Below are 12,174 nucleotides of genomic sequence, written 5' to 3' on the forward strand. Positions count from 1 at the left end.
ATCAGCAGCTTCGCGTTGAAGCCGAGCCGGCCGCCGCGTGCGTGGAGCACGCTCGCCAGCGCGGCCAGGTTGATCGTGTGCTGGCCCTTGTTGTCGGCGCTGCCGCGGCCGTACCAGCGGTCGCCGTCGGCCGTCAGCGTCCACGGCGACAGCGGCGCGCGCCACTGCGCGTCGTAGCCGCGCACGACGTCGCCGTGGCCGTAGATCAGCACGGTCGGCAGCGCGTCGTCTTCGTGGCGCGACGCGAGCAGGAACGGCCCGCCGCCGTCGACGGGGTTGTCGACGATCCGCGACGTGAAACCGAGGCGGGCGGCCTCCGGCGCGATCTCGTCGGTCAGGTAGGCGCGCAGCGCGGCTTCGTTGCCGCGGTCCTGGCTTTCGGTGCGCAGGCCGACGCGGCGGCTCAGGGTCGTGAAGAACGCACCGGACTCGAACTGGTTCAGCGCGTGCTGGATGGCGGCGGTACGGCTCAAATCGGGTCTCCTCGGTCGGGTTCGCCGTGCGCGGGCCGCGCAGGCAACGTGAAGTGCGATCGATTCTAGGAAGCCGGTTTTTTTGCACAATGATCGAATTTCGAACCTTTCTTTGCCGAAAAGGCAAAGCAGCGCGGCCGGATGCGGCGCGGAGACACGACGATGGCGGCTTTTCTGCATGGCCTGGCACTGCGGTATTTCGTCGAGGTGGCGCGTACCGGCTCGATCAGCGACGCGTCCGCGCGGCTGCACGTGGCCGTGTCGGCGATCAGCCGCCAGATCGCGAAGCTGGAGAGCGAGCTCGGCGCGCCGCTGTTCGAGCGGCGGCCGCGCGGGATGGCGTTGTCGGAGGCCGGCGAGCGGTTGCTGGCGTTCGCGCAGCGCAGCCTGCTGGAGGCCGAGCACGTGATGAAGGACATCGGCGGGCTCGACGCGCTGCACGGCAGCCTGCTGAAGATCGCGTGCTCGGAAGGGTTCGCGATCGATTTCCTGCCCGGCGTGCTCGCGAGCTTCAAGGCGCGCCACCCGGGCGTCGATTTCATCGTGTGGGTCGTGTCGCCAGCGGACGCGACCCGGCGCGTGCGCGACGGCGATGCGGACATCGCGTTGACCTTCAGCCTCGCGCCGGAGAAGGGCGTGCGTGTCGACCACACGGAGCGCGCGCCGGTCTTTGCGCTGGTCCGGCACGATCACCCGCTCGCGGCGCGCGACGCGGTGTCGCTTGCCGATGTCGCGCGGTACGCGCACGTGCTGCCCGAGGCCGGCACGACGGTGCGCCAGCTGATCGACATCGCGTGTGCGCTCGACGGGCTGCTGCTCGAGCCCGAACTGACGAGCAACAACACCGCGGCGATGTACGGCTACGCACGGCGCACGGGCGCGGTGATGTTCACGGGGCTGCTGTCGGTGCGCGACCGTGCCGATGCGGACGGCTTCGTCGTCGTGCCCATGACGAACCCGCAACTGCGCGAACGCAGCATCCAGGTGCAGACGATGGCGGGGCGCGATCTGCCCGCGTCGGTACGCGCATTTCGCGACCACCTGATCGACGCGATGCAGGTTGCGTCGTCGTCGCCGACCGCCGCGCGAGGCCCGGGACGCCGGCCCGTGAGATAATCGTCAATCCGCCTTCCGTGCCCATGCGGCTCCTCGAGCCGCATCGCCCCTGTTCGACGCCAAATTGAAGAACCTGATTGTCACCCTCGATCGCGCCGGCGAGTTCGACGAGATCATCGACGTGCGCACGCCGCTCGAGTTCGCCGAGGATCATATCCCCGGCGCGCTGAACGCGCCCGTGCTCAGCAACGAAGAACGCGTGCTCGTCGGCACGATGTACCGCCAGGTGTCGCCGTACGAGGCGACGCGCGTCGGCGCGGCGATCGTCGCGCGCAACATCGCGCGCCATCTCGACACGACGTTCGCCGACCGGCCGCGCAACTGGCGGCCGCTGATCTACTGCTGGCGCGGCGGCAAGCGCTCGGGCTCGATGACGACCTGGTTCAACCTGATCGGCTGGAAGGCGCGCCAGCTCGACGGCGGCTACAAGGCGTACCGCCAGTCGGTATGCGCGACGCTCGACTCGCTGCCGACACGCTTTCGCTACATCGCGCTCGTCGGCCATACTGGCTGCGGCAAGACGCGCCTGCTGAACGCGCTGCGCGACGTGGGTGCGCAGACGCTCGATCTGGAAGCGCTCGCGTGCCATCGCGGCTCGCTGCTCGGCGCGCTGCCGGGCAAGCCGCAACCGGCGCAGAAGGGGTTCGATTCTGGGCTCGTCGAGACGCTCGGGCGTTTCGACCCTCAATGGCCGGTATTCGTGGAGTCGGAAAGCCGCAGGATCGGGCTCGTGCAGCTGCCGATCGCGCTGATCGAAGCGTTTCATGCGGGCCCGTGGGTGCAGGTCGAAGCGGCTCACGACGAGCGGATCGCGTTCCTGCTCGATGATTACGCGCACTTGTTCGACGAGCCGGATGCGTTCAAGGCACAGCTTCATCGGCTGATCGGCCTGCACAGCCGCGAAGAGGTGACGCGCTGGAAGGGGCTGATCGATGCCGGCGCGCGGGCCGATTTGTTCGCCGAACTGATCGACAGGCATTACGATCCCGCCTACGCGCGCACTTACCGCGCGACGTACAACAAGCCGAACCGGGCGCTGACCTTCACGTTCCGGCCCAACGCGGCTGACGTGCGCGAGCAGGCGCGCCTGCTGCTGGCCGAACTCGCGCAAGCCGGGTTGCCCGCTTCGGCCGCGCTCGCCGCCGGCACGGCATTCGAAACCGACAAAGACCAATCGACCACCATACGATGACGACCACACGCACCCAACCCAGTCCGGCCCTCGGCTGGATGACCTTCCTGCTGATCGCGGTCGCGGGACTGTTCTATGTGAAATGGTTCCCGTACTACAACAAGGCATTCGTTGCCGCCGAGCACCATTCGATCGGCCAGTCGATCCTGATGGGCACGTCGGCGGCCGCACCCGAGCCGTCGCTGAAGGCGGCCCTCGATTACGCGTGGGCATACGGCAAGGCGATCTGGCAGGCGATGGTGCTCGGCCTGCTGCTCGGCTCGGCCGTGCAGGCGCTGCTGCCCGCGCACTGGGTGGCGCGCGTGCTCGGCCGCACGGGGTTCGGCAGCGTCGCCGCGGGCGGGCTGCTGTCGCTGCCCGGGATGATGTGCACGTGCTGCGCGGCGCCGGTCGTCGCGGGCCTGCGGGCGCGCCACGCGTCGCCGGGCGGTGCGGTCGCGTTCTGGCTCGGCAACACGGTGCTGAACCCGGCGGCGCTGGTGTTCATGGGCTTCGTACTCGGCTGGCACTGGAGCGCGCTGCGCCTCGTGCTCGGCATCGCGATGGTGTTCGGGATCGGCTACCTGCTGAACCGCATCGCGCGTCCCGAAGACCGCAGCATCGACGATGCGCAGCTCGCCGCGCTGGCGGCCGAGCAGGCCGCGGCCGGCAATCCGTTCGTCCGCTGGATGAAGCTGCTCGCGCGCATGGCCGTGCGGCTCGTGCCCGAATACATCGTGCTCGTGCTGCTGCTCGGCGCCGCGCGCGCGTGGCTGTTCCCGCATATCGGCCCGGACATCGGCAATCACCTCGGCTGGATCGTCGCGTTCGCGGTCGCGGGCATGCTGTTCGTGATCCCGACGGCCGGCGAGGTGCCGATCATCCAGGCGATGCTGTCGCTCGGCATGGGCGTCGGTCCGGCCGCCGCGCTGCTGATGACGCTGCCGCCGATCAGCGTGCCGTCGCTGGCGATGCTCGCGCGTTCGTTCAAGCCTTACATGCTGGCGATCGTCGCGACGCTCGTCGTCGTATTCGGGATCGTGAGCGGCTTGCTCGCGATCGCGTTCGGGTTCTGACAACGCGGGCGACACGCCGGCCCGGCGCAATCGTCGCATTCGTATTCATCCGGCGCCGCCGCTTCACGTGTGCGGCGCCCTTTACAAGAAGCAAACAGGAAAACGCATGACCCAACCGAAGATTCATCCTCGACTCGAAAAGGCGCTGACGCGCGGCGATCTCGCGATCCGCCAGGCCAATTCCGCGCGGGCGACTGCCGTGCTGCAAGCACTCGGCACGATGATCATCGAGGCCTCCGCAACGATCGGTGTCGAGGCCAGCATCGACATTCCGCAAGGCGATCGCATTTACGATCCGGTCAACGGCCTGTGGCCGCAGAAGATGCTGGTGTCGTTCGACGGCCCGGTGGACGAAGCCGACAAGGAAGAACTGCGCACGGTCTATCTGGTGGCCGACGATCCGGGTACGCAGTTCCGCGTGGAATGGCATCGCGCGGACGGCAAGCTCGGCCGCCAGGAAGGTGGCCCGCTCGCGACCGTCGCGTTCCTGACCGACGTTGAAATTCCGTGGAGCGACGACGACGAGTAACGTCGTCGCATGAAGCCGGCGCCCGGTGTCCGGCGCGCCGGCCGTCAGCGCATCATCCGCCGCCGGAACAGCCACGCGGACAGCAGGAATCCGCCGACCGCGTAGCCGGCGAGCACCGCGACGTGCAGCGCGATGTCGGTCGCCGGCCGGCCGAGCATCGCGGGCCGGATCAGTTCGACCGCATTCGCGAGCGGCAGCGCCTGCGCAGCGTGCTGCGCAAGCGGCGGCAACTGCGTGATCGGGAAGAACACGCCCGACAGCAGCAGCATCGGCGTCAGCACGAGCGTCTGATAAAACATGAAGAAGTCGTAGGACGGTGCGAGCGCCGTGACGATCATCGCGATGCTGGCGAACGCGAGGCCGGCCAGCGCGATCACCGGCAGCGCGGCGAGCATCGACGGAAACTGCGCATAGCCGAGGCCGCCCGCGACGAGCATGATCGCGCCGCCCGACAGCAGCGCCTTGCTGGCCGCCCACACGATCTCGCCGAGCACGATGTCGCCGAGCGCGAGCGGCGTATGCATGATCGCTTCCCACGTGCGCTGCACGTGCATCCGCGAGAATCCCGAATACATCGACTCGAAGCTCGCGGACATCATCACGCTCGAGCCGACCGTGCCGGCCGCGAGGAACGCGATATACGACACGCCGTCGACATGGCCGAGCATCAGCCCGAGCCCGAAGCCCAGCCCGAACAGATAGATCATCGGATCGGCGAGATTGCCGAACATCGATGCGAGCGCGAGCTTGCGCCACACGAGATAGTTGCGCCGCCAGATGGCGATCCAGTTGCTTGCGTTCGCCGGCATCGCGATCGCGAAGCGCGACTCGCGCAGCGGGGCCGACGGCGTGGTGGCGGAATAGTTGCGAACGTCCATGGTCGATCAGTCCTGCATCTCGCGGCCCGTGAGCCGCAGGAACACATCCTCCAGATTGGCCGGGCGATGCAGATAGCGCAACCCCGGGCGGCCCTTGAGTCGTGCGGTGAGCGGTTCGGGATCGATCACATAGCAGAACAGTGTCTCGCCGCTGATCTCGGTGTGCTTCGCGAATGCCGACAATTCGTCGCGCAGCGCGGCCGGATCCGGCCCGTAGATCTCGATCACGTCGCAGCCGATCTCCGATTCGATCAGGGCGTGCGGCGCGCCTTCGGCAATCTTGCGGCCTTCCTCGATCACGCACAGCCGATCGCACAGGCGCTCGGCTTCCTCCATGAAATGCGTGGTGATCAGGATTGTCTTGCCGCGGGCGAGCAGCGAACGCAGCCGTTCCCACATCAGATGCCGCGCCTGCGGATCGAGGCCGGTCGTAGGCTCGTCGAGCACCAGCACATCGGGATCGTTGACGAGCGCGCGGGCGAGCGTGAGGCGGCGTTTCATGCCGCCCGACAACTCGCCGACCTTCGCATCGGCCTTGTTTTCCAGCTTCGCGAATTCGAGTAGCGGCGGCACGAGCGCGCGTGCCGCCTGCGCCGACATCCCGAAATAGCGGCTGAACACGAGCAGGTTCTCGCGCACGGTGAAGTCGGGGTCGAGATTGTCGAACTGCGGGACGACGCCGACCCGCTGGCGTGCGTGTCGCGCCCGCGATGGAACCGGTTCGCCGCACAGCGAAATGGCGCCTGCATCGGGATGCGCGAGGCCGAGCAGCATCTTCAGCGTCGTGGTCTTGCCGGCGCCGTTCGGCCCGAGCAGGCCATAGCATTCGCCGGCCTTCACGCTGAAGGACAGACCGTTGACGACGAGCTTGTCGCCATAGCGCTTTTCGACGTTGCGGAAATCGATCGGTGCGACGGACATGGGCGTGTTGTCGTTTTAAGCGGGCGCATTCTGCTGCCCGGTGCGTGGCCGGTTTGCGAACGGATCGGGCGCAGGGGTGTCTCACGGGCATGACCGAGGCGCACGACGCCGGCGCGCGGTGGCCCGCTGGAGGTCGAGCGGGCCATTCTAGTGCATTGGCCGCATCGCTTCAGGGCATGTCTGCCCGGTGTGATGCAATTGCGCACCGATCGTGCGCCGCATCATCGCGCACGCGCCGCGCGGGGCGAATCAGCGTTTTCCATCCCTTGCGTCTTGAATTGCGGCGCACCATGATGAATGCGTAGGCTCGTTGTCGCGATAGGGAGGCTTCATGGCTAGCTACAACAAGATTTTGCTGTGTTACGACGGCACGCTCGAAGGGCGCAAGGCGCTGCGTTACGGGGCCAATCTCGCAATGGACCTGAAGGCCGAAACGCATTTGCTGTCGGTCGTCGACATGCGTTCGAGCATTGCGCAAAGTGCAGGTTTGCTGACCGATGTCGCATGCGGACGCTTCGAGGAAACCGCGCGCGAAATCCTGCAGGAAGGCGTGAACTGGCTGCGCGAGCGCGGCGTGCAGGCCGAAGGCCATTTCGCATTCGGTTATCCGATCGACGAAATCGCGAATCTCGCGTCTGAACTGAAGGTCGACCTCGTCGTCGTCGGCCACCGGTGCCGCAGCGGATTGTCGAGATGGTGGATGGGGTCGGGCAATACGCAACTGCTCGATCGCGTGAACTGCAGCATCCTGGTGGCGTGTTCGTCGGCGGAAGAGCAGAAGGCCGAAATCGCGCGCGAGCGTGAAGCGGCTACGGCGAACGGCAAATGACCTAAAGGCTCGACGACTGCCTGACCGGCGATGCGGCCGGTCAGGTGCCGCGCTGCATCAGCAGTGCGGGCATCGAATGCGGCCTGCTACGCATGCAGGTCGATCCCCGACAATTTCCACGAAAACAGCCCGAAGCGGTGGAAAATCGCCGCATAGCGCGTGCCGTCGGCACTGCGCTGGTACGTCACGACGAATTCGTCGATATTTCGATAGCCCGCGCTGGTTTGCTGCTGGTGCGGCGCCTGGGTTGCTTCGCTCGGGCTGGCCGGTGCGGCGGGCACGGGTGCCGGCGACGAGGCCGCCGGAGCGGCCGCGTTGCTGCCCGGTACGGCAGTACTGGCCGGAGCAGGATTGGCGGCCGGCGGCGCGGCAGGCGTGTTGCCGGGGGCATTACCTGCTGGCGGCCGATTCGACCACTCAGGCGGACGCTCGCCCGGATTGCCGCGTGGCGGCAATCCGCTCATCAGCGCAGCGACGCCTTCCGGGGTCGCGTACGCATCGACCAGCGGGCCAATCAGCGCGGACCCGATCAGCGCGCCGATCACCGCGAACGGATTGTCCTTCTTCACTGCGTCGATCCGGCGCATCAACTCTTCCGTGACCTGCTGCTTCAGGCTGATGCGCAGCGACGGAAAGTCGACGTACTCGCTGATCGCCTGCGCATCGCGTGCATCGATCGCCGATTTCAGGCGACCGAGCGCGACATACGGCGACGCGTATGCATAGCCGAGCGCCCCAATCAGGGCGACGACCAGCGCGACGATCAGCAGGGACTTGAGTCGCCATGCGCGGCGCGACGATCCAGTCACGTTGCCTCCGGTGCGGGACGGTTCCGCAATCAGAGACCGCCCGGCGTGGCCGATCGTTCCTCTGCGATGCAGCGATCGATCATCCGGCACACGGCATCGATCGTGCCCACCATGATCAAGCGCGACCGGCCGTGATAGACGCGCACCGGCGCGCGGCGCGCGGGTTCCGCGTGATTGAGACCGGCGTTCAGCGAGACCCGCGCGAACGCGGGGAGCGCTGACGGCAGCAGGGACGCCTGCCGTTCGACTGCGACTTCTTCTTGCACTGGCGCCGCCGCGGACAGCGGTGCGCAGGGCGTGCGGCCGCGCAGATGACGCAGGCGACCGAATTGACGGAAAGGCAGCAGGCGGGCAAGGCGTTCCATGATGTTCTCCTGGAGAGACGGAATGTCAGAGTTCGCCCGAGCGGATCAGCCCGACGGCGATGCCTTCCAGCGCGAAATCCGCGCTGCCGGCCTTGACGAAGATGTTTTCGTAATCCGGGTTCTCCGCGATCAGCTCGAGGCCGCCGGGCCGGCGCATCAGCCGCTTGACCGTGACGTCGTCGCCGAGACGCGCGACGATGATCTGGCCGTCCTTCGCTTCCGTGCGCTTCTGCACGGCGAGGAGGTCGCCGTCGAGAATGCCGGCGTCGCGCATCGACAGGCCGCGCACCTTCAACAGGTAGTCGGGCTTGCTGGTGAACAGCGCGGGATCGCACGCGTAGTGCTGCGAGATGTGCTCCTGCGCAAGGATCGGGCTACCGGCCGCGACGCGGCCGACGAGCGGCAGCGACAGTTGCATCAGGCCGGCATGCGGCAGCGTGAACTGGTGCGGGGCGTCGTCGATGCCGAGCAGCCGGATGCCGCGCGATGCGCCGGCGGCCAGCTCGATCACGCCCTTGCGAGCCAGCGCGCGCAGGTGCTCCTCGGCCGCATTCGGCGAGCTGAAGCCCAGTTCGGCCGCAATCTCGGCACGGGTGGGCGGGAATCCGGAGCGCTCGATCGCGCGACGGATCAAGTCGAACACTTGCTGCTGACGGGCGGTGAGTTTGGTCATGGCTCAACTGTATGGATAGACAGTGAGCTGTATTTTTATACAGTACTTGGCGAATTTCAAGTGTTACTTGAGGTTCGACGCGATCGCGGCGGTTCCGGCGTGATTTCGCGACGCCCGGACGCCGGTTCGTCCGCCGCAACCGTCCATCCCGTCTGCGTTAGCACTTTTGAGTATTAAAAAATAAGGAACGATTATTTTTAATCATGTAACCCGTTCGATAGACTGGCCCGACATCGCAATACCGACAACACTGGAGAACCAAGGATGGCGAAGCGCAATACGGGGCTGGTGGGCGGAGTGGGCCGCCTGATCGCAACACTCGCGCTGGGCGCGGCGGCGGCGCTGGGCGTCGCGACGCATGCCCAGGCCGATACGACCTTCCTGAATGTGTCGTACGACCCGACGCGCGAGCTGTATCAGGATTTCAACCAGGCGTTCGGCAAGGAGTGGAAGGCGAAGACGGGCGAAACCGTCAACTTCAAGCAGTCGCACGGCGGCTCGGGCGCGCAGGCGCGCTCGGTGCTCGACGGCCTGCAGGCCGACGTCGTCACGCTGGCGCTGGCGTACGACATCGACGCGCTCGCGAACAAGGGGCTCGTGAACAAGGATTGGCAGAAGCGTCTGCCCGACAACGCATCGCCGTACACGTCGACGATCGTGTTCCTGGTGCGCAAGGGCAACCCGAAGGGGATCAAGGACTGGGACGACCTGACCAAGCCGGGCATCTCGATCGTCACGCCGAACCCGAAGACCTCGGGCGGCGCACGCTGGAACTACCTGGCCGCATGGGCCTACGCGCAGCACAAGCCGGGCGGCAACGAGCAGACGGCGAAGGAATTCGTCACGAAGCTCTACAAGAACGCAGGCGTGCTCGATTCGGGCGCGCGGGGCGCGACGACGAGCTTCGTGCAGCGCGGGATCGGCGACGTGCTGATCGCCTGGGAAAACGAGGCGTTCCTGTCGGTCAAGGAATTCGGTACCGACAAGTTCGAGATCGTCGTGCCGTCGGTGAGCATCCTGGCCGAGCCGCCCGTCGCGGTGGTCGACAAGGTGGTCGACAAGAAGGGCACGCGCAAGCTGGCCGAGGCCTACCTGAACTACCTGTACAGCCCGCAGGGCCAGGAAATCGCGGCGCGCAACTACTACCGGCCGCGTTCGAAGAACGTGCCGGCGGAGCTGACCAAGCAGTTCCCGAAGCTGAAGCTGTACACGGTCGACGACACGTTCGGCGGCTGGACGAATGCGCAGAAGACGCATTTCGCGGACGGCGGCGTGTTCGATTCGATCTACAAGCCGCAGTAACGCCATAACGACAAGCGGCGCGCCACGACAGCGCGCCGCACCCCCGACGGGCCGCCGGCGCGATTCACTGCGCCGGCGTTTGCGTCGGACCCGTGAGCAGCATCGACCCAGCAAGAGCATCCGATGACGACGTACACCTTTCGCAAGCCGAGCGCGCTGCCCGGTTTCGGCGTGACACTCGGCATCACGGTGGCCTATTTGAGCCTCGTGGTGCTGATTCCGCTCGCCGCCACGTTCCTGAAGACCGCGACGCTGTCGTGGGACCAGTTCGTCACCGCCGTCACGTCGCCGCGCGTGCTCGCGTCGTACCGGCTGACGTTCTCGGCCGCGCTCGGCGGCGCGCTGATCAATGCCGTGTTCGGCTTCCTCGTCGCATGGGTGCTGGTGCGCTACACGTTCCCGTTCAAGCGTCTCGTCGATGCGGTCGTCGACCTGCCGTTCGCGCTGCCGACGTCGGTGGCCGGCATCTCGCTCGCGGCCGTCTACGCGACCAACGGCTGGGTCGGCCAGTATCTGGCGCCGCTCGGCATCAAGATCGCGTTCACGCCGGCCGGCGTGCTGGTCGCGCTGACCTTCATCGGGCTGCCGTTCGTCGTGCGCACCGTGCAGCCGGTGCTCGAGGATTTCGAGCGCGAGCAGGAAGAGGCCGCCGCGTGCCTCGGCGCGTCGCGCTGGCTGACGTTCCGCCGCGTCGTGCTGCCGGCCGTGCTGCCGGCGCTGCTCACCGGTTTCGCGCTCGCGTTCGCGCGCGCGCTCGGCGAATACGGCTCGGTGATCTTCATCGCCGGCAACGTCCGATGAAATCCGAGATCACGTCGCTGTTGATCATCACGAAGCTCGAGCAGTACGACTACGCGGGCGCGACCGCGCTGGCGGTCGTGATGCTGGTCGTGTCGTTCCTGATGCTGCTGCTGATCAACACGCTGCAGTGGTATCTGCAGCGTCGTACGAGCAAGGGCGCGAGCGGTCCGGCGCCCGCCACCGTCACCGCCGCTGCTGCCGCCGCAGGAGGCCAGTAATGACCCAGGAGGCCACCGTCGTGCTGAAAACCCCGTCGCCGGCCGCGCGTACCGCGAAGCGGCTCGACCCCGTCAGCGAGTCGCGCGTCGTGCGCTGGCTGCTCACGGGCATCGCGCTGGCGTTCCTCGCGTTCTTCCTCGTCGTGCCGCTCGCCGCGGTGTTCGTCGAGGCGCTGCGCAAGGGCATCGGCTTCTATCTCGAATCACTGGCTGATCCCGACGCGTGGTCGGCGATCAAGCTGACGCTCACCGTCGCCGTGATCGCCGTGCCGCTGAACCTCGTGTTCGGCGTGTGCGCATCGTGGGCGATCGCGAAGTTCGAATTCCGCGGCAAGGCGCTGCTGACGACGCTGATCGATCTGCCGTTCTCGGTGTCGCCGGTGATCTCGGGCCTCGTGTACGTGCTGCTGTTCGGCGCGCAGGGCTGGTTCGGGCCGTGGCTGCAGGATCACGACGTGCAGATCATCTTCGCGGTGCCGGGCATCGTGCTCGCGACGATCTTCGTCACGTTCCCGTTCGTCGCGCGCGAGCTGATCCCGCTGATGCAGGCGCAAGGCACCGACGAGGAAGAAGCCGCGCGCGTGCTCGGCGCGTCGGGCTGGCAGATCTTCCGCCGCGTGACGCTGCCGAACGTGAAATGGGGCCTGCTGTACGGCGTGATCCTGTGCAATGCGCGCGCGATGGGCGAGTTCGGCGCGGTATCGGTCGTGTCCGGCCACATTCGCGGCGTGACCGACACGATGCCGCTGCACGTGGAGATCCTGTACAACGAATACAACTTCGCGGCGGCGTTCGCGGTGGCGTCGGTGCTGGCGCTGCTTGCGCTCGTCACGCTCGCGCTGAAGCTGATCGCCGAGCGTCATCTGGCGGCCGAACTGGCCGACGCGGACGCTGTCCCCGCACATGCCGGCCCTGTCGGCGCCGTTTCGTCGAAATCGTAAAGAGGCAACCAGAATGGGTATCACCGTCCGTAACCTTCAGAAGCGCTTCGGCGATTTCACGGCGCTCGACAA

General features: G+C 66.8%; 13 protein-coding genes and 1 pseudogene. 8 read left to right on the top strand and 6 right to left on the bottom strand.

Annotated features, from left to right (window positions below; genetic code table 11):
* On the bottom strand, positions 1-473 hold a 473-nt coding region (locus tag JMF90_RS07750; protein ID WP_201325020.1), incomplete at its 3' end, for a M20/M25/M40 family metallo-hydrolase.
* Between the two features lie 162 nt (positions 474-635).
* On the opposite strand from JMF90_RS07750, the gene JMF90_RS07755 reads away from it, so the two are divergent.
* The 4 genes from JMF90_RS07755 (at position 636) to JMF90_RS07770 (ending at position 4,365) form a co-directional block, all read left to right on the top strand.
* Positions 636-1,589: a LysR substrate-binding domain-containing protein gene (locus JMF90_RS07755; protein WP_200160678.1), complete on the top strand. Its 954-nt coding sequence runs from the start codon at positions 636-638 to the stop codon at positions 1,587-1,589.
* 64 nt (positions 1,590-1,653) lie between these two features.
* Positions 1,654-2,781, top strand: a complete 1,128-nt coding sequence (gene mnmH, locus JMF90_RS07760) for a tRNA 2-selenouridine(34) synthase MnmH (RefSeq protein WP_201316913.1) — start codon at positions 1,654-1,656, stop codon at positions 2,779-2,781.
* Positions 2,778-3,836, top strand: coding sequence for a permease (locus JMF90_RS07765; RefSeq protein ID WP_012328432.1), 1,059 nt, complete (start codon positions 2,778-2,780; stop codon positions 3,834-3,836). The genes mnmH and JMF90_RS07765 overlap by 4 nt, the downstream gene beginning before the upstream one ends.
* Positions 3,837-3,942: 106 nt before the next feature.
* On the top strand, positions 3,943-4,365 hold the full coding sequence (locus JMF90_RS07770) for a hypothetical protein (RefSeq protein ID WP_006484198.1): 423 nt from the start codon (positions 3,943-3,945) through the stop codon (positions 4,363-4,365).
* 44 nt (positions 4,366-4,409) lie between these two features.
* Here the strand turns inward: JMF90_RS07770 and JMF90_RS07775 are convergent, their stop codons facing one another.
* The gene (locus tag JMF90_RS07775; protein ID WP_201316914.1) at positions 4,410-5,243 is read right to left on the bottom strand and encodes an ABC transporter permease; all 834 of its coding nucleotides are present in this window, start codon (positions 5,241-5,243) and stop codon (positions 4,410-4,412) included.
* A gap of 6 nt (positions 5,244-5,249) precedes the next feature.
* The gene (gene nodI / locus JMF90_RS07780) at positions 5,250-6,164 is read right to left on the bottom strand and encodes a nodulation factor ABC transporter ATP-binding protein NodI (protein ID WP_027809857.1); all 915 of its coding nucleotides are present in this window, start codon (positions 6,162-6,164) and stop codon (positions 5,250-5,252) included.
* 331 nt (positions 6,165-6,495) lie between these two features.
* Here nodI and JMF90_RS07785 point away from each other — a divergent pair, with 331 nt between their 5' ends.
* Positions 6,496-6,993, top strand: coding sequence for a universal stress protein (locus tag JMF90_RS07785; protein ID WP_006476080.1), 498 nt, complete (start codon positions 6,496-6,498; stop codon positions 6,991-6,993).
* 86 nt (positions 6,994-7,079) lie between these two features.
* Here the strand turns inward: JMF90_RS07785 and JMF90_RS07790 are convergent, their stop codons facing one another.
* From JMF90_RS07790 to lexA, 3 genes are read right to left on the bottom strand one after another with little or no spacing between them, the layout of a single operon-like run.
* Positions 7,080-7,802 carry a DUF2939 domain-containing protein gene (locus tag JMF90_RS07790; RefSeq protein WP_201316915.1) on the bottom strand — a complete coding sequence of 241 codons (723 nt, stop codon included), beginning with the start codon at positions 7,800-7,802 and terminating at the stop codon, positions 7,080-7,082.
* 29 nt (positions 7,803-7,831) lie between these two features.
* On the bottom strand, positions 7,832-8,167 hold the full coding sequence (locus tag JMF90_RS07795) for a hypothetical protein (RefSeq protein ID WP_006476078.1): 336 nt from the start codon (positions 8,165-8,167) through the stop codon (positions 7,832-7,834).
* A gap of 25 nt (positions 8,168-8,192) precedes the next feature.
* A complete protein-coding gene (lexA, locus tag JMF90_RS07800) occupies positions 8,193-8,840 on the bottom strand; it encodes a transcriptional repressor LexA (protein WP_006476077.1) in 648 nt (215 codons plus the stop codon).
* Between the two features lie 264 nt (positions 8,841-9,104).
* Here lexA and JMF90_RS07805 point away from each other — a divergent pair, with 264 nt between their 5' ends.
* From JMF90_RS07805 to cysW, 3 genes and pseudogenes are all read left to right on the top strand, one after another.
* A complete protein-coding gene (locus JMF90_RS07805; protein ID WP_011545345.1) occupies positions 9,105-10,142 on the top strand; it encodes a sulfate ABC transporter substrate-binding protein in 1,038 nt (345 codons plus the stop codon).
* Between the two features lie 123 nt (positions 10,143-10,265).
* Positions 10,266-11,161: pseudogene (gene cysT / locus JMF90_RS07810) on the top strand (sulfate ABC transporter permease subunit CysT).
* Positions 11,161-12,102 carry a sulfate ABC transporter permease subunit CysW gene (gene cysW, locus JMF90_RS07815; RefSeq protein WP_201316916.1) on the top strand — a complete coding sequence of 314 codons (942 nt, stop codon included), beginning with the start codon at positions 11,161-11,163 and terminating at the stop codon, positions 12,100-12,102. The pseudogene cysT and the gene cysW overlap by 1 nt, the downstream one beginning before the upstream one ends.
* Positions 12,103-12,174 lie beyond the last annotated feature (72 nt).

This window comes from Burkholderia sp. E168m23, from assembly GCF_016586125.1.
In the GTDB taxonomy this organism is placed as follows: Bacteria; Pseudomonadota; Gammaproteobacteria; order Burkholderiales; family Burkholderiaceae; genus Burkholderia; species Burkholderia orbicola.